This window comes from Bradyrhizobium sp. 22, from assembly GCF_000482425.1.
Classification (GTDB): domain Bacteria; phylum Pseudomonadota; class Alphaproteobacteria; order Rhizobiales; family Xanthobacteraceae; genus Bradyrhizobium; species Bradyrhizobium japonicum_B.
On the sequence record NZ_KI519399.1, the window covers coordinates 3,596,082 to 3,613,968 of the forward strand.

Annotated in this window: 21 protein-coding genes; 11 read left to right on the forward strand and 10 right to left on the reverse strand. The window is 65.6% G+C overall.

The genetic code is table 11. The features are described from left to right. Nucleotides 1-3 precede the first annotated feature (3 nt). The 7 genes from K410_RS0118390 to K410_RS0118420 form a co-directional block, all read right to left on the reverse strand. Nucleotides 4-1,182 (reverse strand): aminotransferase class V-fold PLP-dependent enzyme, encoded by a 1,179-nt coding sequence (locus tag K410_RS0118390; protein ID WP_028136253.1) that lies wholly within the window; start codon nt 1,180-1,182, stop codon nt 4-6. Nucleotides 1,183-1,260: 78 nt separating this feature from the next. Next, a complete protein-coding gene (locus K410_RS0118395) occupies nt 1,261-1,815 on the reverse strand; it encodes a CAP domain-containing protein (RefSeq protein ID WP_028136254.1) in 555 nt (184 codons plus the stop codon). Between the two features lie 97 nt (nt 1,816-1,912). Continuing rightward, nucleotides 1,913-3,007 carry a serine/threonine protein kinase gene (locus K410_RS0118400; protein ID WP_028136255.1) on the reverse strand — a complete coding sequence of 365 codons (1,095 nt, stop codon included), beginning with the start codon at nt 3,005-3,007 and terminating at the stop codon, nt 1,913-1,915. A gap of 7 nt (nt 3,008-3,014) precedes the next feature. After that, complete coding sequence (trmFO, locus tag K410_RS0118405) at nt 3,015-4,442, reverse strand: methylenetetrahydrofolate--tRNA-(uracil(54)-C(5))-methyltransferase (FADH(2)-oxidizing) TrmFO (protein ID WP_028136256.1); 1,428 nt, start codon at nt 4,440-4,442, stop codon at nt 3,015-3,017. Nucleotides 4,443-4,568: 126 nt separating this feature from the next. Continuing rightward, the gene (locus K410_RS38490; RefSeq protein ID WP_007590701.1) at nt 4,569-4,721 is read right to left on the reverse strand and encodes a DUF1127 domain-containing protein; all 153 of its coding nucleotides are present in this window, start codon (nt 4,719-4,721) and stop codon (nt 4,569-4,571) included. A 344-nt stretch (nt 4,722-5,065) separates the two neighbouring features. Further along, complete coding sequence (locus K410_RS36965) at nt 5,066-5,839, reverse strand: lytic murein transglycosylase (RefSeq protein ID WP_049820090.1); 774 nt, start codon at nt 5,837-5,839, stop codon at nt 5,066-5,068. A 145-nt stretch (nt 5,840-5,984) separates the two neighbouring features. Further along, a complete protein-coding gene (locus K410_RS0118420) occupies nt 5,985-6,893 on the reverse strand; it encodes a DUF2189 domain-containing protein (protein ID WP_028136257.1) in 909 nt (302 codons plus the stop codon). Nucleotides 6,894-7,226: 333 nt separating this feature from the next. Between K410_RS0118420 and K410_RS0118430 the strand changes: the two genes are divergently transcribed. After that, nucleotides 7,227-7,628 carry a DUF3597 domain-containing protein gene (locus tag K410_RS0118430; protein ID WP_028136258.1) on the forward strand — a complete coding sequence of 134 codons (402 nt, stop codon included), beginning with the start codon at nt 7,227-7,229 and terminating at the stop codon, nt 7,626-7,628. A gap of 52 nt (nt 7,629-7,680) precedes the next feature. Here K410_RS0118430 and K410_RS0118435 read toward each other — a convergent pair whose 3' ends face one another. After that, a complete protein-coding gene (locus tag K410_RS0118435) occupies nt 7,681-7,956 on the reverse strand; it encodes a GNAT family N-acetyltransferase (RefSeq protein ID WP_028136259.1) in 276 nt (91 codons plus the stop codon). 103 nt (nt 7,957-8,059) lie between these two features. On the opposite strand from K410_RS0118435, the gene K410_RS0118440 reads away from it, so the two are divergent. Together K410_RS0118440 and K410_RS0118450 are read left to right on the forward strand one after the other, a co-directional pair. After that, nucleotides 8,060-8,989: a tetratricopeptide repeat protein gene (locus tag K410_RS0118440; RefSeq protein ID WP_028136260.1), complete on the forward strand. Its 930-nt coding sequence runs from the start codon at nt 8,060-8,062 to the stop codon at nt 8,987-8,989. A 189-nt stretch (nt 8,990-9,178) separates the two neighbouring features. Further along, nucleotides 9,179-9,574 (forward strand): SPW repeat protein, encoded by a 396-nt coding sequence (locus K410_RS0118450; RefSeq protein ID WP_028136261.1) that lies wholly within the window; start codon nt 9,179-9,181, stop codon nt 9,572-9,574. A 51-nt stretch (nt 9,575-9,625) separates the two neighbouring features. Here the strand turns inward: K410_RS0118450 and K410_RS0118455 are convergent, their stop codons facing one another. Continuing rightward, nucleotides 9,626-9,985 carry a hypothetical protein gene (locus K410_RS0118455; RefSeq protein WP_028136262.1) on the reverse strand — a complete coding sequence of 120 codons (360 nt, stop codon included), beginning with the start codon at nt 9,983-9,985 and terminating at the stop codon, nt 9,626-9,628. A 94-nt stretch (nt 9,986-10,079) separates the two neighbouring features. Between K410_RS0118455 and K410_RS0118460 the strand changes: the two genes are divergently transcribed. From K410_RS0118460 to K410_RS0118495, 8 genes are all read left to right on the forward strand, one after another. Then, nucleotides 10,080-10,574 carry a hypothetical protein gene (locus tag K410_RS0118460; protein WP_028136263.1) on the forward strand — a complete coding sequence of 165 codons (495 nt, stop codon included), beginning with the start codon at nt 10,080-10,082 and terminating at the stop codon, nt 10,572-10,574. A gap of 105 nt (nt 10,575-10,679) precedes the next feature. After that, a complete protein-coding gene (locus tag K410_RS0118465) occupies nt 10,680-12,287 on the forward strand; it encodes an acyl-CoA synthetase (protein WP_028136264.1) in 1,608 nt (535 codons plus the stop codon). 9 nt (nt 12,288-12,296) lie between these two features. After that, the gene (locus tag K410_RS0118470) at nt 12,297-13,157 is read left to right on the forward strand and encodes a PCC domain-containing protein (RefSeq protein WP_028136265.1); all 861 of its coding nucleotides are present in this window, start codon (nt 12,297-12,299) and stop codon (nt 13,155-13,157) included. A 109-nt stretch (nt 13,158-13,266) separates the two neighbouring features. Then, complete coding sequence (locus tag K410_RS0118475; protein WP_028136266.1) at nt 13,267-14,019, forward strand: AAA family ATPase; 753 nt, start codon at nt 13,267-13,269, stop codon at nt 14,017-14,019. A gap of 47 nt (nt 14,020-14,066) precedes the next feature. Continuing rightward, the gene (locus tag K410_RS0118480) at nt 14,067-14,354 is read left to right on the forward strand and encodes a type II toxin-antitoxin system RelE/ParE family toxin (protein ID WP_028136267.1); all 288 of its coding nucleotides are present in this window, start codon (nt 14,067-14,069) and stop codon (nt 14,352-14,354) included. A 5-nt stretch (nt 14,355-14,359) separates the two neighbouring features. Beyond that, nucleotides 14,360-14,647, forward strand: a complete 288-nt coding sequence (locus K410_RS0118485) for a HigA family addiction module antitoxin (protein WP_028136268.1) — start codon at nt 14,360-14,362, stop codon at nt 14,645-14,647. Nucleotides 14,648-15,570: 923 nt separating this feature from the next. Then, on the forward strand, nt 15,571-16,149 hold the full coding sequence (locus K410_RS0118490) for an SRPBCC family protein (protein ID WP_028136269.1): 579 nt from the start codon (nt 15,571-15,573) through the stop codon (nt 16,147-16,149). Between the two features lie 17 nt (nt 16,150-16,166). Next, entirely contained in the window at nt 16,167-17,132 is a 966-nt protein-coding gene (locus tag K410_RS0118495) for a YVTN family beta-propeller repeat protein (RefSeq protein WP_028136270.1), read from the forward strand. Nucleotides 17,133-17,223: 91 nt separating this feature from the next. Here K410_RS0118495 and K410_RS0118500 read toward each other — a convergent pair whose 3' ends face one another. Beyond that, entirely contained in the window at nt 17,224-17,865 is a 642-nt protein-coding gene (locus K410_RS0118500) for an HAD-IA family hydrolase (RefSeq protein WP_028136271.1), read from the reverse strand. Nucleotides 17,866-17,887: the final 22 nt, after the last annotated feature.

Here is a 17,887-nt window from a genome sequence, read left to right on the forward strand (position 1 = left end):
CTCCTATCGAGGGGCCAAACCCGCCAGATGCGCGATCAGCCGGTCGATCTCGGCTTCAATGTTGTAATAATGCGGTGACGCCCGCACCACATGCGGCAATGCGCGAAGCTCGGCATCGATGCGCGTGCTCGACGGGTCCGAGGCGCCGATCGTGATGCCGGCAGCAGCGGCGCTGGCGACAATGGCGTCCGCCTCGTGCCCGTCCATGGTGAAGCTGACGATGGCACCCGGCGCGCGGCCGAGGTCGCGAATGGTGATGCCGGGAACATTCGCAAGGCCGCTGCGAAGGCGGCCGGCAAGCAGGCGGCAGCGTTGTGCGATCGGGGCGATGCCGATCTCGAGGGCGTAGTCGACAGCCGCGCCCAAGCCAAGCCGGGCTGCGTAATTGTTCTCCCAGGTCTCGAAGCGGCGGGCATCGTCCCGCAGTTGATAGGCGTCCCGGGAAACCCAGGGGGCGGCAAAGTGATCGATCATCGGCGGCTCCAGCCGCTGCAGCATGGCGCGGCGGACATAGAGAAAGCCGGTGCCGCGCGGACCGCGCAGGAATTTGCGTCCCGTGGCGGACAGCATGTCACAACCGATGGCATCGACATCGACCTCCATCTGGCCGACCGCCTGACAGGCGTCGAGCAGATGGGCGATGCCGTGCGCCCGGGCGATCCTGCCGACCGCGGCTGCCGGATTGACCAGCCCGCCATTGGTCGGAACCCAAGTGATCGCGATCAGCTTCACCCGCTCGTCGATCATCCGTTCGAGCGCGTCGACATCGAGCTCGCCGCTGGCATCGCTCGGCACCACGTCGATGACCGCGCCGGTGCGCTTGGCGACCTGGAGGAAGGCAACATAATTGGCGGCGTATTCCGCTTCGGCGGTCAGGATGCGATCCCCTTTCCGAAACGGCAGTGAATAGAACGCCATCTGCCAGGCCACCGTCGCGTTCTCCACCAGCGCGATCTCGTCGGGTGCGGCATTCAGCAGACGCGCCACCGAGCCGTAGACCGCGTCGAGCCGGTCGGCTTCGCGGTCGGCGGCGGCATAACCTCCGATCTCGCTTTCCAGATCGATGTGGTTCTTGATGGCCGCGACCACCGGCACCGGCATCAGGGCGGCGCCTGCGTTGTGGAGATATGCGCGCCGCGAGGCGGCCGGTGTGTCGGCGCGTATTCGGTCGAGGTCGATCAAGTGCTGGCCTCCGCGTCTTGCGATCTCGTGCCTGGATTAGGCGCGTTGCCGAGCCTGAGCAAGATAGCCCGGCTCGCCTCAGATGCAGAGGCTGAGCAGCTTGATGTGACAGCTGCTGGACTTTGGCTTGCTCGCGGGCGCAGCCTCGCGCTTCACGGCAACGACGGGCTCCTTGTCCTTCTTCTTGCCCTTGCCCTTGGGCTCGTAGTCGCCCGCGATCACCATGGCCCAGTAGGTGCGCTTGCCGCTGGCGTTCTTGGCGCTGGCGATGCCGACGCGGGAGGCGTTGTGCAGCAACAGGTTCTTGCGATGCCCGGACGAGTCGATCCACTGTCCCAGCGTCTTCTCGAAATTGTCGTAGCCGTAGGCGATGTTCTCGGCGGCGCGGCCCGCGCCGGCCGGCGCGACACGGCGGTTGAACGGCCCGAGGGCGTCGTGGCTGAGATTGTCCTTGGCGGCCATCGCGCGGGCCTGGTCCATGGCGATGCGGTCGAGAATGGCATCGCGGACGACACGGACTTCGCCGTGCTTGAGGCGGAAGCTGGAGATCAGCTCGGCGGGCGAGTCCGCCATTGCGGGCGCGGCCATGAGCAGCAGGAAGCCCGCGATCAGGCCGCCAACGACACGACGCATCACCGTCCCCTTAATGCCCATGATCCCGCCACGCCCCGAATGATCCGACCCACTTCTCTATCGCCAATGTGGACGCTTCAAGGCGCGGGGAGCCCGGTCAGCTCGTTGGCAGGTCCGCCTCGAAGTTGAAGCGGTCGCGCAGGTTTTTCCGCTGTTCCAGGATGTCCTTGAGGAAGGCGCGGTCCTGGTCGTTCTTCATCATCGGCTCGATCAGGTCGAGCTGGTTCATGGCAACCAGCTGCAGGATCTCGGTGCGGGGCTTGCCGCTGGTGTCGCGCGGCAGCGCGTGCACGACCTGGATGTGTTCCGGCGGCTTCGGGCCCTTGGCGGCGGCGAGCTCGCTCCGCAACTGGCCTTCGAGTGCGGTCTGATCGGCCTCGACGAAGGCATAGAGCCCGACGCCGGAGCGACGGTCGGCGAAGGCGACGATGGCGGTATCGCGCACGGCCGGATTCTTGCGGATCAACGCAGTCAGCACCGGTGCATCATTGACCAGCCGGCGGCCGCCGCCTTCGCGGTCGGTGAAGTTGAACAGGCCGCGCGTGATGGCACGGTAGACCTTCTTGCCGGTGGCGAGCCACAGGCTCGCCGCGAACGACTTCTTGGCGAGGATCTTGCGCTCGCGCGGTGTCAGCGCTTCCGGAGCATAGGTGCGCTTGTGCTTGAGCAGATGCCGGAGGTCTTCATAGGCGAGGATGCGGTAGAGCCGGCCGCGGCGCTCAAAGCAGGCCGCGAGCTGGAAGTCGGTCACATAGGCGCGTCCGTCGCGCCCGACCAGCCAGTTCTGCTCCTTGGCGAGATCGTTGTGGCAGATCCCGGCACGGCGCAGCCGGCGCAGCGCCGCCTTGGCCGAACGGAAATAGGCGAGGTCGCCATGGGGCTTTGCCAGATGCAATGCGGCGCCGTCGACGAAGCCGCGCACCAGGGCGCGCTGTCCGGCCCAGAGCAGCTCGGGGCCGACATCGAGGCCCTTGGCGCGCGCCAGAGCATGCTTCTCGCGGGCGAACAGGTGCCGCGCCAGCAGGAACGACCACCACGGCACTTCGTCGAGCCGGCGCAGTACGGCGTCGACCTCGCCGCTCTCGCCGCGGAAGCGGCCGCGCTCGACGGTCGAGAACACGTCGCGCTTGAGCAGCACGCCCTCGGTCCAGCGCGCCGAAAGCGCTGCGGCGTCGTCTTTGAGGAGGCTCATCGACAACTCACGCGGCGGCGGCCATGCGCAGATGATCGGCGATCCAGCGATCGAGATCGGCGAGCGCCCGCGCACTCAGCGCCTGCTTCTTGGCCACCGTCTTCTCGTTGCCGCGCAGCCGCGTGCCGTCGGGCTTCCTGGTCGGCACGGTCGCGAGCGGCGGGAACAGGCCGAAATTGATGTTCATCGGCTGGAACGAGCGCGTGCCCGGCTCGATGGTTTCGATATGGCCGCCGGTGATGTGGCCGAGCAACGAGCCGAGCGCGGTCGTTCCGGGCGGGCTGACAAGCGCCTCGCCGCGCGCGTCCGCAGCCGCATAGAGACCGGCGATCAGGCCGACGCTAGCCGATTCCACATAGCCCTCGCAGCCCGTCATCTGGCCGGCAAAGCGCAGCCGCGGTTGCGCACGCAGGCGCAACTGAGTGTCGAGCAGTTTGGGCGAGTTCAGGAAGGTGTTGCGATGCAGGCCGCCGAGGCGGGCGAATTCGGCGTTCTCCAGCCCCGGAATGGTGCGGAAGATGCGCTGCTGCTCGCCGTATTTCAGCTTCGTCTGGAAGCCGACGATGTTGTAGAGCGTGCCGAGCTTGTTGTCCTGGCGCAGCTGCACGATCGCGTAGGCCTTGGTGGCGGGATCGTGCGGGTTGGTGAGACCGACCGGCTTCATCGGGCCGTGGCGCAGCGTCTCGGGGCCGCGCTCCGCCATCACCTCGATCGGCAGGCAGCCGTCGAAATAGGGCGTGTTGGTCTCCCACTCCTTGAACTCGGTCTTCTCGCCCGCGATCAGTGCAGCGACGAAGCCGTCATACTGCTCCTTGGTCATCGGGCAGTTGATGTAGTCGGCGCCGTTGCCGCCGGGACCGACCTTGTCGTAGCGCGACTGGAACCAGGCCACCGACATGTCGATGGACTCGCGGTGCACGATCGGCGCGATCGCGTCGAAGAAGGCGAGCGCGTTCTCGTCGGTCAGCGCGCGGATGGCCTCGGCCAAGGGAGCGGAGGTGAGCGGACCGGTGGCAACGATGACATTGCTCCAATCGGCCGGCGGCAGGCCGGAAATCTCGCCGCGGGCAATCTCGATCAGGGGATGGTCGTTGAGAGCCTTGGTCACCGCAGCCGAGAAGCCATCGCGGTCGACCGCCAGCGCGCCGCCGGCCGGCACCTGGTTGGCGTCGGCCGCGCGCATGATCAGCGAGCCGAGCCGGCGCATCTCTGCGTGCAGCAGGCCGACGGCGTTGTTGGCGGCATCGTCCGAGCGGAACGAATTGGAGCAGACGAGCTCGGCGAGCCCGTCGGTGCGGTGCGCCTCGGTCATGCGGGTCGGCCGCATCTCGTGCAACACCACGGGCACGCCGGCCTTCGCGACCTGCCAGGCGGCTTCAGAGCCGGCGAGGCCGGCGCCGATCACGTGCACGGGGTTGGATAGGGGTCCTGTCATGGGGCGGACAGGTAGCGCTTTTCGGTGGCCAGTGGAATCGCCGAGATCGAGTTTTCTGCCTCCAGACACGACAACGCCCGCACGAGGCGGGCGCTATCGGTTCGTCCGGTTGAGGGCTGAACGATTTCAGCCCTGATACTGACCGGCGGCAACGCGCGGGATGTCCGAGCGATCAAGGCCGATATCGGCCAATTCGCGATCGCTGAGCTGGGACAGCTCGGCAACATTGCGCTGATAGTCCCGGAAGGCCTGGATCATGCGGATGAGCGAGAGCAGCATTGGTAGTCTCCTGTAGTTCGATTCAGCCCTTGCCCGGGCCTCATCGTTGAAATGAATATAGAGGAGAGTGGTGCAGTGCGAAAGTTCCGATGTTGCGATGCAGCTAGGCGGTGGATGCATAGCGAAGGTAACGGACGATTAACCGGACGGCGCTCCTGCACAAAGCTTGCTCGCAGGCATCAAGGTGCATGAAGAAAACTCCGTGGAATCACGGAGTTAAGTGCACACCATTGATCTGGATCATTGTAGAAATAAGTTGCGTGCGAAGGCTAGGCAAGCCGATCGCATAGCTTCCTGACCCAAGTCCTTCCTGCGCGATTCGCATAGGTATAGTGAATATATATTCAGTTTATGAGATCGATCTGCTTGAGCACCTCGAAATTCGGACTGCCCGGCTGCCAGTCCTTGCCCTTCTGCCAGCCATAGCCGGCGAGGTAATTGGCGGTGGAGGCGAGCACGTCGGGCGCATTGTGCAGCAGATCGCGCTTGCCATTGCCGTCGAAATCGACCGCGTATTTCATCCAGGACGACGGCATGAACTGGGTCTGGCCGAGCTCGCCGGCCCAGGCGCCTTTCATCTCAGCTGGCGCCAGATCGCCGCGCTGGACGATGCGCAGCGCGTCCATCAGTTCGGCACGAAATTGCTCGGACCGGCGGCAGTCATGGGCCAGCGTTGCGAGCGAGCGGATCGTGGCGAACTTGCCGGTGTTGACGCCGAAGTCGGTCTCCAGGCCCCAGATCGCGACCAGGACTTCGCCGGGAACGCCATAGGCCTGCTCGATGCGCGACAGCACCGAGCCGTATTGCTTCATCCTGTTGGAGCCGCGCTCCAATCGCGGCGGCACCATGCGGCCGGAGAATTCCTCGAAGCTCTGGGCGAAGACCTTTTGCGAGCGGTCGCGGTTGAGCACGTTCTGATCCGGCGTCACGCCGGCGAGACCCGAGGCAATGGCCTGTTGCGAGATGCCCTTGGCCGCAGCTTCGGTTTTGAACTCCGCAAGCCAGGCATCGAAATTACCCGAGCCGCAGGCAACCGCGGCGAACGCTGGCTGGGCGGACAGAATTGACGCGGAGAGGGCGAAGGCTGCGAGAGCGAGACGAGAAATCGTCGAGGTCATTCGAGGTAATGAATTCCGTGAAGCGATCTGACCGGCAGCGCAATCTCGGTCGGAACCGCGGCCAAAGCAAGGCGTGGGACAGGGCGCGATCCTGCCCGAGCCGAATTCAAGCTCAAGCTCGGCAGGATCGCATGTCACGATATCGTCAGGCGTCCGGCCTGTTGCGCCAGGGGAAGAGGTTGGCTGGGAAGTCGGCAGCCGGCTTGCGCGGACGATGCGGCGGGGGCGGCACCGGACGTGCACCGGGCTCCGAGACGATCACCTTGCGGTAGAGGTGCCAGGTGGCATGGCCGAGCAGGGGGACCACCACGGCAAGGCCGAGGAACGCCGGAATGGTGCCGAGCGCCAGCAGCGCCGCGACGATCAGGCCCCAAGCCGCCATCGGCACCGGGTTCCTCGCGACGACGCGTAGCGAGGTGCTCATCGCCTCGAACGCACCGGCATGACGATCGAGCATCAAGGGGAATGACACGACGCTGAGGCACAGTGCGGCGAGCGCGAACAGGAAGCCGGTGCCGCAGCCGACCACGATCAGCCACCAGCCCTGCTGCGTCGTCAGCACGCGCGTCATGAAGTCCGAGACGCCGGTGACGCCCTCATAGCCGAACGCTGCGATATAGATCGCTTGCGCGGTTGCAACCCAGGTCACGAACAAAGCGAGCAGAAGCACGCCGAGGCCGAGCATCGCGCCGAACGAGGGCGAGCGCAGCACCTCCATCGCGTCCCAGGCGGTTGCTTCCTCATAGCGTTCGCGCCGGCTGGAAAGCTCATAGAGACCGAGCGCCGCGAAGGGGCCGATGAGCGCGAAGCCGGCGGCAAGCGGAAACAACAACGGCAGCACCGAATAGCCCATCACCACGCGGGCGAGCACGAGGCCCAACACCGGGTAGATCACGCAGAGGATGATGGCATGGCTCGGAACGGCCTTGAAATCCTCCCAGCCGCGCCGGAGCGCGTCGTGTAGATCGGAGAGTTCAATGGTTCGGATCACGGGTCCGGTCGCATCTGCGGTCCGGTCCATCGTGGGGACATTGCCCGGGTAGAGTGTGGCCATGGTCGCTAGCTCCCTTGCCGAGCGGCCGAATTCGGCGCCGGCAAACGGCGCGTGCGGCCGCCATTCTTGAGTTTCGCGAGTCCGACCAGACGCGAATTGCGGACGGCATCGCGAGCTGAGCGCAAAGCGTACGCCTATTTCCGAGTCCTGTCCCTCACGCTTGGGTGAGATTCGATGCCGCAGCGCAACTTTGGCGACGTCATTCGGTCGTCATTTCGCCGCAGATAAGCTGATGCTGCGTATCGGTTCGCAGAACTTCGCGGGCGCCACGCAGTGACTTGGTCTATAAGTGCCACGCAAGCCCTTCCAACGGATCCTTTTCGGGGAGCAGATATGAGCATTTTTGGGAAAATCATGAGCGCGATCTTCGGAAGCCAGCCGGCTTCCGCCGCGCCCGCCGGTGGCACAGCGCCGGGCAGTGCGCCCGCAGGAGCCGCGCCGGGGACATCGGCGCCGGCTGCCACACCGATGGCCGCGGTCGACATCGCGGCGATCGTCGACAAGGCGGCGGCCGCGCACAAGGGCGAGAAGCTCGAATGGCGCACCTCGATCGTCGACCTGATGAAATCGCTCGACATCGATTCCAGCCTGGCGGCACGCAAGGACCTCGCCAAGGAGCTGGGCTATAGCGGCGACATGAACGACTCCGCCAGCATGAACGTCTGGCTGCACAAGCAGGTGATGTCCAAGCTCGCCGCCAATGGCGGCAAGCTACCGCCGGAGATCAAGCACTGACCGAGCGTCGGTCGTGACGGAAGGGCCCGCCAGCGCGCGGGCCCTTCTGCTTTCAGGCGACCAAATCCGCATCCTCGGGATGCCGGTCGAGATAATCGACGACGAAGCCGCAGCCGGCGATCACCTTCCGGCCGTCGCGTCGGATCAGCTCCAGCGCGCCCTTGACCAGCTCGGAACCGATGCCGCGGCCGCGCAGCGCGCGCGGCGTCTCGGTATGGGTGATGATGACCGCCGTCGGGGTCAGCCGGTAATTGGCGAAGGCGACGTCGTTGCCGACATCGAGCTCGAAGCGGCTCCTGTCCTTGTTGTCCCGTACCGATGCGGCCATGCAAAATCCTTCCGACGTGCTGTCTCCGCCTGATCTAGGCGCCTGAACCGGTGCTTGCCAAGGTGCGACCAAGCTAGGTTGCCGCAGGGGAGATATCCGTAAAATGCGTGTCCCGCTCACTCTCATGGCGTTGCTTGCCGTGCTGATCGCAACGGCGCCGGCGGCGGCCGAAGGCGGTCCCGCCTGGGATGCATGCGTCGGGCTGGCCAGCACGCCCGACCAGCGGGTCAAGGCCTGCTCCAGCGTCATCGAGACGAGGAGCGAGAGCGGCAAGCGGCTCGCCGGCGCCTATTGCAACCGCGGCCATGGCCTGACCGAGAAGCGCGAGCTCGATGCCGCGCTGTTCGACCTCGACGAAGCGGTCAGGCTCGCTCCGGACTATGCCTGCGCCTACAACAATCGCGGCCGCGTCTATTCGTTCAAGCGCGACTACGATCGCGCCATTGCCGATTACGACCAGGCCATCAAGCTCGATCCGTCGCTGGCGCTGGCCTACAGCAATCGCGGCGAGTCGCGCTTCAACAAGGGCGACCTCGACGGCGCCTTCGCCGATTTCGACGCTGCGATCAAGCGCGACCCCAACTATGCCATGGCCTACGGCAACCGGGCCCTGGTGTATTACCGCAAGCGCGACATGGCGCATGCCCTTGCCGACTACACGATGCGGATCAAGCTGGCGCCCGATCTGCTCGCCTATATCGACCGCGGCAACGTCTACCGTGACAGCGAGCAGCTCGACCGCGCCGCCGCCGATTATGGCGAGGCTATCCGCCTTGCGCCGACCGACGCGCGCGGCTGGCGCAATCGCGGCATGATCCGACTCTACCAGGGCGACAACAAGGGCGGCCTTTCGGACTACGACAAGGCGCTGCAATACGATCCCTCGGACGTGTTCTCGTGGAATAACCGCGGACAGGCTCGCTTGCGGCTCGGCGACAAGCAGGGCGCGATCGCCGATTTCAGGAAGGCGCTGGAGTTGAAGCCCGGCCTGTCGTCCGCGCAGGAATCGTTGAGGAAGCTCGGCGCGCTATAGAAGCAGTGCGGCGTGAGCGCCGAACGTCGCGCGGTCATCGAAATAATCCTCAACCCCGGTCTTGCGCAGCCGCCGCCGGTTCCCACGTCCTTTGCAGGACATGCGTCCGAATGCGGCCGGCAGGGTCGCGGACATTCGGAAGTCGTGATCGCCGGCCGCCGACGTGTGCCTCTGTCATAGGAGGGTACGATGTCGGACTTCGGTTTCTTGAAGACTCATCGAACTTGGGAAGACTGGTGCGGGATGCTGCTCGGCGCGGCGATCGTGGCCTCGCCGTGGTTCCCGATCCAGGATCCAGGGATTACCGGACAGCAGACGGCGATCCTGAATACGGTCGCAGTCGGCTTGGTCGTCTTTGGCATCAGCCAGCTCGAATATGTCGCCCTGCAGCGCTGGCAGGAGGTGACGACGATCCTGATCGGATTGTGGCTCATCGCTTCGCCCTACGTCCTGGGCTATTCCGGTGAAGGCTTTCTCCGTGTCTATCATACCGGCCTCGGCGCCGTGCTCGTGCTGCTCGGCATGCTGCAGCTGTGGCAGGACTGGGACCTGACCGACCAGGACATGCTCAAGCACGGACAATAGCGCGCCAATATCGGCAGGCCCGCCAGCCGCAGGCGGCGGGCCTGTATCCGTTCAATCGGCGGCTTTGGCGAGCCTGGAATCTTCGGGCTGCTGCTGCGGGCGCAGGCATCCCTGGCAGATGACCAGGGAGCGGTTGACCCTGGCGTCCTGCTCGGACGCGCTGCCGTCCTGCTGCTGCCACCATTCCTTCGAAGCCGACTGAAGCCCGGCTTGCGACCTCTCGCGCTCGGATCGGGCCGCGGCGCGTGTCGGTTGCGAGGCTGCATGCGGTCGATTGGGATCCTCGCCGGCGCCATCCCAGGCATAACGGGCGGGCTTGAAGGCAGGATCGGGCGCCAGGTGGGCTTGAGGACCCACGGCACATCCGGCGAGCGCCAGCGACAACAGGAGGACGGCGGGCGCTTTGACCATGATACGGCACTCTGCACGCGAGAACTGAGCGAGGGTGCGCCGATCATGTTTAAAATTCCCTGAACGGTTGCGGCCGCGCCCGCGACCAACGCGCATGCGCCACCTGATGCTTCTGCTCGCCCTGATCGCCTCCGCCGCACGTGCCGAGGATGCAAAGCCGTTCAATCCGTCCGACTATCCCCCCGGCGTGCAGCAGGCGCTGCGCTACGCCAATGAGGAATGCACCAGCCAGGACGGCGGCGCGGTGAGCTTTGCGCCCGATACGGTGCGCCGGACCGACCTCACCGGCGATGGCCGCGACGACTACATCGTCGATTTCAGCGACACCAAATGCGGCGACCGCGAGACCACCTATTGCGGAACCGGCGGCTGCGACATGAACATCCTGGTGACGCTGCCGGACGGCAGCGTGCGCAAGGTATTCGACGGCCGTGTCCTCCGCTACAGGATCATGACGGCGCGGACGAAGCGAGGGTCTGCGCGCATCCGCTTCGATCTGCATGGCAGCTTTTGCGGCGGCTTTGGCCCGCAGGCCTGCGTCAAGACGCAGACGATCACGGCAACGCCGTTCGCGTTCAAGCAGCCGTAGGGCAGGTGTGCGGCCGGCAGCCTTGCAGGGCCGCGGGCGATGGCGATAAATGGGCCGCAATGAGCGGGCGGCGAGCGCGCCGTCCGCCCTCGAAGAGGAAGCCCGATGCAGCCCCTGCGCATGTCCCGCCGCGTCATGAATCTCGCTTACATGCTGACCCAGAATGCGCGGCGGCACGGCGGGCGTCCCGGCTTCGTCTGGGGTGACAGATCCTGGACCTGGCGGCAGATCGATGCGCAGGTCTCGGCGCTGGCGGCTGCGCTCGCTGCGCGCGGCATCGCCAAGGGCGACCGCATCCTGGTCCATTCCAAGAATGGCGACGAGATGTTCTTGTCGATGTTCGCCGCATTCCGGCTCGGCGCGGTCTGGGTGCCCACCAATTTCCGCCTGATGCCGGACGAGGTCACCTATCTTGCAGAGGCGTCCGGGGCGAAGGCGTTTCTGTGCCATGTCGATTTTCCCGAGCACGCGGCGGCCGTGAAGTGCGGCGCGCTGGAGTTCACCTGGAGCGTCGACGGCAAGGCCGCGTTCGGCGAGACGTCGGTTGCGGAGGCCATCGCCTCGCGGGCCGGCGAGGCGGTCGAGAACGCTGCCGTCGAGCACGACGATCCCTGCTGGTTCTTCTTCACCTCGGGCACCACCGGGCGCTCCAAGGCGGCGGTGCTGACCCATGGCCAGATGGGCTTCGTCGTCACCAACCATCTCGCCGATCTCACGCCCGGCGTGACCGAGAACGACGCATCGCTGGTGGTGGCGCCGCTGTCGCATGGCGCCGGTGTGCATCAGCTGGTGCAGACCGCGCGCGGCGTCTGCACCGTCTTGCTGCCGACCGAGAAGTTCGACATCAACGAGGCGTTCCGCCTGATCGAGACGCATCGGGTTGCCAATCTCTTCACCGTGCCGACGATCCTGAAGATGATGGTCGAGCATCCCGCCGTCGACAAATACGATCACTCCTCGCTGCGTCACGTGATCTATGCGGGTGCGCCGATGTATCGCGAGGACCAGAAGACCGCGCTGAAGAAGCTCGGCAAGGTCATCGTGCAATATTTCGGCCTCGGTGAGGTCACCGGCAACATCACCGTGCTGCCGGCGGCGTTGCACGACGCCGAGGACAGTCCGCATGCCAGGATCGGCACCTGCGGCTTCGAGCGCACGGCCATGCAGGTCTCGATCCAGGACGACGAGGGCCGCGAGCTCGCGGCGGGCCAGAGCGGCGAGATCTGCGTGATCGGGCCTGCCGTGCTCGCCGGCTACTACGACAATCCCGAAGCCAATGCCAAGGCGTTCCGCAATGGCTGGTTTCGCACCGGCGATCTCGGCCACATGGACGAGGAGGGCTTCGTCTACATAACGGGCCGCGCTTCCGACATGTACATCTCCGGCGGCTCCAACATCTATCCGCGCGAGATCGAGGAGAAGATTTTGACGCATCCGGCGGTCGGCGAGGTCGCCGTGCTCGGCGTGCCCGATGCGACCTGGGGCGAGGTCGGCGTTGCCGTCTGCGTGGCGCGCGAGGGCGAGAAGGCGGTGAGCGAGGCCGAGATGGCGGCATTCCTCGGCCCGAAGGTGCCGCGCTACAAGATGCCGAAGCGCTTCTTCTTCTGGGATGCGCTGCCGAAATCCGGCTATGGCAAGGTGCCGAAGCGCATGGTGCGCGATGAGCTCGAGGCGCGCGGCCTGCTCGATCTCGACAAGACGAAGGCCGGCTGAGCGCAGCCGATGCGGAATATCAAGCAGCCGGGCGCGCCCGTCACAGAGCGCATCCAATGGGTGGAGGCGAGGGGGCGCGCCTTCTCGTTCGCGCTTCAAGCGGGCCTGCCGTTGCTGGAAGCCGCGCGGCGCGGCTTTGCGGCCGAAGGTTTTGCGAGCGGCGTGCTCAACTTCCGGCACGGCGCGCTCGGGCCGTTCGCCTATGTGATGCCGGCGCTGTCGAAGACCGGCGAGAACGCCGCGTTCTACAGCGATACGTACCGGCCCGGCGGCGTGACCCGCACGCGGCTCGGCAGCCTGACGCTCGGCACGCGCGACGGCGCGCCGTTCTTTCACTGCCATGGGCTGTGGACGGAGGCGGACGGCAAGGCCGGCGGCGGCCACATGCTGCCGGACGAGACTGTCGTCGCCGAACCGTTCGAGGTCGACGCCTTCGGCATCGACGGCGCGATGTTCACCGCCGAACCCGATCCCGAGACCAACTTCAAGCTGTTCGGGCCGGTGGCAGCCGCGCGCAGCGGCGCGCGCACGACGCGCCGTGCCTTCGCGCTGCGGCTGCGGCCGAACCAGGATTTTGCCGGCTCGCTCGAAGCGTTTTGTCGCACGCACGGTATCGCGCGCGCGCGGATCCATGGCGGCGTCGGCTCGACCATCGGCGCGCGCTTCACCCATGGCGGGGTGACCGAGCCGTTTGCGACCGAACTGGCGGTGACGGCCGGGCTCGTCGCGCCCGGGCCCTCCGGCGCACTCGAAGCGGCGCTCGACGTTGCGCTGGTCGACTATACCTGCGGCCTGGCGGAGGGGCGCCTGGTCCGCGGCGACAATCCGGTGCTGATGACCATGGAGCTGGTGCTGGAGGCGCTGGACTAGATTGCAGCCTGAACTTGTCGTGGCTGCTGAAGCCACTTCTTTTGAATGTCTGTTCCTGATATGTTCTATGGGTTGCGAGCTTTCTCGGACAGGGCAGGGAGTGGTGAATATGCGAGGGCGACAACGCGACATCAGGCTGCCTGCTCCCTATCTCCGCCGCGTCTGGCTCGACCGCGCGCTGGTTCCGGACTGGGAGGCATATCCGTATTGTCTGCCGATCTTCCGCGAGGAATTCGACCTGAGCTTCGACACCGCGATCACCATCGTCGTGGGCGAGAACGGCACCGGCAAGTCGACCATCCTGGAAGGTATCGCAGCGCTCGCGGGTTTTGACGACGCCGGCGGCGGCAAGGGCTATCGCCCGGTCGATCATTCCAACGCGCGCGAGATCATGGGGGGCGAGTTGTCGGCCGCGCTTCGCGCCGGCTGGGTGCCGAAGATCACCAACGGCTGGTTCTTCCGCGCTGAGACCTTCTTCTCCGTTGCCAGATTTCTCGATGAAGTTTCGGGCACGCCGCCCGATTTCCTGTCCTACTCCCATGGCGAGGGCTTTCTGCGCTTCTTCGAGGAGCGGTGCCAGAAGCAGGGCATCTTCATCTTCGACGAGCCGGAGTCCGCGCTGTCGCCGGCGCGCCAGATGGAGTTTCTCAAGCTGCTGCACCGCATGGATTCCTCCCGCAATTGCCAGGTCATCATGGCCACCCATGCGCCGATGCTGATGGCCTATCCCAACGCGCGATTGCTGCGGCTGACCAAGCACGGCCTCGAGCCCGTGACGGTGGAGGAGACCGATCATTACCGGGTGATGCGCGAATTCTGCAACGATCCGCGCGGGTTCGTTGAGGCGGCGCTGGGGGAGTGAATGCACCGTCCATTGTCATTCACCGGCTTCCGTAGTATATTTCTGCCATGATCAGATCTTGGCGGAACGCCGCGAGCCGTAAGGTCTGGGATGGTGAGCGCCCGAACCAGTTTCGCGGACTCGATTTCGAGGCGGCGGCCGAGTTGTTGCTTGCACTGAATGTTGCGAAATCGCTCGGCGATCTAAGTCCGTTGAAGAGCGTCGGATTGCACAAGCTGAAGGGCGATCGCAGAGGACAATGGGCGATGACGGTCAATGAGCGTTGGCGCATTTGTTTCGAATTCAGCAAGGGCGATGCCTACGAGGTGGAAATCGTCGACTATCACAAGGGCTGACATCCATGGCTCCGCTCGTTCATCCCGGCCGGTTGCTCAAGCGCGAATTGGTTGCGCGGGGGCTGAGCGCCAACAGGCTTTCACTCGACATCGGCGTTCCCTCGGGACGGATCACCGATATTTTGAATGGACGCCGAGGTATCTCGGCTGACACCGCGGTGCGACTTGGTCGGTATTTCGGCAATAGTCCTCAATTTTGGCTGGACCTGCAGGGGCAGTACGACATCGGTGTCGTCGAGCGGGAGAAGGGCGCGGAGATCGCTCGGCGGGTGAGGCCCGCCGACGCGGCTTGATCGGCTCGCCACGTTGGTGTCCCGGACAAGCTGCAACGCGAGAGCGTTGCGGCGCAGAGCCGGGACCCAGGGGCTGCACGTCGCGCTGTTGCATGGGCCCCGGCTCTGCAGCGCATCACCATAGCGCGTCGAAGACGCGCGTGAACGCGCTTATGGTGCTGCGCAGCGTCCGGGGCACGAGACCGTTGTCGATTGGTGGGCACGGTTTCGCATCCTCGCGGCAGAGTTCGCCCGAGCTTTGCTGCATTCACCACCCTCAAATGTGCCGAGGGCGCAGGGAAGGCCGGGTGCCGGCTGGCACCCGCGGTCCACTGTGCGAAAGCGTGTGCTTAAGGAAGCTGCACAGCGGCATACAGGTGAAGCCAAAACATCCGGCCTTCCCTGCGCAGTGGGTTGACGGCTTATGTCGTGCTCTCCCCGGGGAGCGTTGCACTATTGCCCCCGTCGCCTTGCGGCGGATCGATGTGCGCACCGGTTGGCCGCCGCATCGCCGCAAAGCTTGACGCCAGAACCCCGGGCGCCAGGACCACACGATTTTGCCGTACGCGAGCTGCGCCTGTCGTGTGCGCGCGTTGCCTGCTCACGGTGTGACCCGCCCTGCAAACCGACGGCGCGCGACGCGGCCCGCGTCCACCACCTCCCAACCCGCGTTCGTGACGATCGCGATCCGCCCCTCGGCCCGGGTTGAGGTGGTCGAGATATGCGACATTTCCGAATTCTAGTAAAGCGAATTGTTTTGAGCTGGAGGCATTGACCTTCCCGTGGGTGTTTCGCGCGTTGGGCCGCGCAACAGCTTGTGGGGCGCGCCGGGCGCCGCCGCAACGGCGCCACGAACCGGTCTCCCCTCGGCCCCAAAATGCGCTAGGATGACTGCAGCGCGCCCAAAGTCGCGCACGATCAACGGGACGTATGAGGAAACGAGAATGAGGGTGACGATTGGACGGCGCACAGCCGTGGCGGCGGTTCTGACGGCCGCGGGAGCGGCGGCTTTGACGGTGGCGCTCGCGCCGGCTTTTTCACCAGCCTGGGCCCATGGCCCGACCCGGCAGAAGGTGCGCGAATCCATCGAAATCAACGCGCCGCAGGACAAGGTCTGGGCCGCGATCCGCAATTTTCAGGACATGAGCTGGCTGCCGCCGGTGACCAAGACCACGGGCGAGAAGGGCAACGAGGTCGGCGCGACGCGGACGCTGACCCTGCAAGGCGGTGCGACGGTCGAGGAGGAGCTCTACAAGTACGAGCCCGACATGCTGAGCTATTCGTACCGGATCACCAAGGTCGACGTGAAGGTGCTCCCCGTGACCAATTATTCCTCGACCCTGACGGTGTCGCCCGCGCCCGACGGCAAGTCGAAGGTGGAATGGGCCGGCGCGTTCTACCGCGGCTTTCCCAACAACGATCCGCCGCCGGAGCTGAACGACGAAGCCGCCAAGACCGCGGTGAGCGGGCTCTACAAGACCGGGCTCGAGGCGCTGAAGAAAAAGATCGAGAGCGGTAGCTGATCGTGCGGGCACTGGCCTTGCGGGCGCTGCTCCTGGCGGCGCTCGCCGCTGGCCTTTGCTGTGCTGCTTTTGGCCCGGGCTTCGGCAGCGCGACTGCCGAGGAAGCGTTCGTCACCAACCAGCTCAGCGACGATCTGACGGTCGTGGACCTCGGCAACCTTCGCGCGGTGGCAACCATTCCGATCGGCGGCAAGCCGGCCGGTGTGGCCGTCAGCGCCGACGGGCGCCTTGCCTATGTCACCAGCCCCGATGCCAAGGCGGTGACGGTGGTAGACGCCGCCGCGCGGCAGGTGGCGGGTCGCGTCGAGGTCGGCGGCGGCCCGCTCGGCATCGCCGTGGCGCCAGATGGCAAGACCGTCTACGTCGCCGACTGGTACGCGGCCGCCGTGCGGGTGATCGATGCGGCCTCGCGCAGCGTGACCGCCAGCATCGCGGTCGGCGCCTCGCCGTCGGGGCTGGTGCTGACGCCGGACGGCAGGCTGCTGCTCTCGGCGGACCGTGACGACGACAGCGTTTCGGTGGTCGACACCGCGACGCGACAGCGCAAGACGACGATCAAGGTCGGCACCCGTCCGTTCGGCGTTACCATCGATGCCGAGGGCAGGCGGGCCTACACCGCCAATGTCGGCTCCGACGAGGTCTCCGTGATCGACATTGCGGAGGGGCGCGAGATCGGTCGCGTGCCGGTCGGCCTGCGACCCTATGCCGTGGCGTTGACGGGAGGGCGCGGCTTCGTCACCGACCAATATGGCGGCACGGTCAGCGTGTTCGATGTCGCGAGCCTGAAACCGATCAAGCGCATCAATGTCGGCGACTATCCCGAAGGCATCGCGGCGACCGCCGACGGCAAGCGCGTCATCGTCGCCTGCTGGGAGAGCAACACGCTTGTTATCATCGATGCCACTGAGTTGAAGGTCATCGGCGAGGTCAAGACCGGCGACGGCCCAAGGGCGTTCGGGGCATTCTTGCGCAGGACGGAGTAGGGCTGCGCAGGGCGTAACCCACCAATTTCGTCCCGCATCGCTGAAGCATGGTGGGTTACGCCGAACAGATGCGCTTCGCACATCCGCTCGGCTAACCCACCCTACGCGTCCGAGCTAGTATCGGCACAATCTCGTCCATCCGCTCGAACACATGGTCCGGCCCCAGCGCCCGCAGCGCTGCCGGCGCCGCGTAACCCCAGCACACCGCACCGCAGGCAATGCCGACGGCGCGCGCCGCCTCGATGTCGCGGACCTCGTCGCCGATCGCGATCGCCTGGTCCAGCTCCACGCCGGCGTGTTTGACGACCCGGCGGAATTTTGCGGGCTTGCCGAACAGCGCCGCCGCGCAGTCGAAATGCGAAAACAGCGCCGCGGCATCCCCGAGCTTCTCGCGCGCATTGGCCTCGCTGTCGGAGGTCACCAGCGCGAGTTGCACGCCGTTATCAGCCAGCGTCCGCAGCATCGTCTCGACGCCGGCAAAAAGCTCGATCTCGCTGGCCGCTTCCGCCTTCAACCGCCGCGCATGCCGCGCGATCGCCGGCAGCTTCCACAAGGGCACTTCGAGGTGGCTGAGGATTTCGCGCGTCGAGGCATGCCGCAGGCCTTCGATGTCCTCAGCGGCGACGCGGCGAAAATCAAAACGATCGGCGATGTCGTTGATGGTGCGCAGAAACCAGGGGAAGCTGTCGGCCAGCGTGCCGTCGAGATCGAAGATGGCGAGGGCGTAGGGCAATTGGAGGAAGATTTGAACTTAA

What these genes read in the sequence shown, in the direction of transcription:
- K410_RS0118395 (WP_028136254.1), bottom strand. Translation starts at nt 1,815, where the DNA reads ATGCGTCGTGTCGTTGGCGGCCTGATCGCGGGCTTCCTGCTGCTCATG.
- K410_RS0118400 (WP_028136255.1), bottom strand. Translation starts at nt 3,007, where the DNA reads ATGAGCCTCCTCAAAGACGACGCCGCAGCGCTTTCGGCGCGCTGGACC.
- trmFO (WP_028136256.1), bottom strand. Translation starts at nt 4,442, where the DNA reads ATGACAGGACCCCTATCCAACCCCGTGCACGTGATCGGCGCCGGCCTC.
- K410_RS38490 (WP_007590701.1), bottom strand. Translation starts at nt 4,721, where the DNA reads ATGCTGCTCTCGCTCATCCGCATGATCCAGGCCTTCCGGGACTATCAG.
- K410_RS36965 (WP_049820090.1), bottom strand. Translation starts at nt 5,839, where the DNA reads ATGACCTCGACGATTTCTCGTCTCGCTCTCGCAGCCTTCGCCCTCTCC.
- K410_RS0118420 (WP_028136257.1), bottom strand. Translation starts at nt 6,893, where the DNA reads ATGGCCACACTCTACCCGGGCAATGTCCCCACGATGGACCGGACCGCA.
- K410_RS0118430 (WP_028136258.1), top strand. Translation starts at nt 7,227, where the DNA reads ATGAGCATTTTTGGGAAAATCATGAGCGCGATCTTCGGAAGCCAGCCG.
- K410_RS0118435 (WP_028136259.1), bottom strand. Translation starts at nt 7,956, where the DNA reads ATGGCCGCATCGGTACGGGACAACAAGGACAGGAGCCGCTTCGAGCTC.
- K410_RS0118440 (WP_028136260.1), top strand. Translation starts at nt 8,060, where the DNA reads ATGCGTGTCCCGCTCACTCTCATGGCGTTGCTTGCCGTGCTGATCGCA.
- K410_RS0118450 (WP_028136261.1), top strand. Translation starts at nt 9,179, where the DNA reads ATGTCGGACTTCGGTTTCTTGAAGACTCATCGAACTTGGGAAGACTGG.
- K410_RS0118455 (WP_028136262.1), bottom strand. Translation starts at nt 9,985, where the DNA reads ATGGTCAAAGCGCCCGCCGTCCTCCTGTTGTCGCTGGCGCTCGCCGGA.
- K410_RS0118460 (WP_028136263.1), top strand. Translation starts at nt 10,080, where the DNA reads ATGCGCCACCTGATGCTTCTGCTCGCCCTGATCGCCTCCGCCGCACGT.
- K410_RS0118465 (WP_028136264.1), top strand. Translation starts at nt 10,680, where the DNA reads ATGCAGCCCCTGCGCATGTCCCGCCGCGTCATGAATCTCGCTTACATG.
- K410_RS0118470 (WP_028136265.1), top strand. Translation starts at nt 12,297, where the DNA reads ATGCGGAATATCAAGCAGCCGGGCGCGCCCGTCACAGAGCGCATCCAA.
- K410_RS0118475 (WP_028136266.1), top strand. Translation starts at nt 13,267, where the DNA reads ATGCGAGGGCGACAACGCGACATCAGGCTGCCTGCTCCCTATCTCCGC.
- K410_RS0118480 (WP_028136267.1), top strand. Translation starts at nt 14,067, where the DNA reads ATGATCAGATCTTGGCGGAACGCCGCGAGCCGTAAGGTCTGGGATGGT.
- K410_RS0118485 (WP_028136268.1), top strand. Translation starts at nt 14,360, where the DNA reads ATGGCTCCGCTCGTTCATCCCGGCCGGTTGCTCAAGCGCGAATTGGTT.
- K410_RS0118490 (WP_028136269.1), top strand. Translation starts at nt 15,571, where the DNA reads ATGAGGGTGACGATTGGACGGCGCACAGCCGTGGCGGCGGTTCTGACG.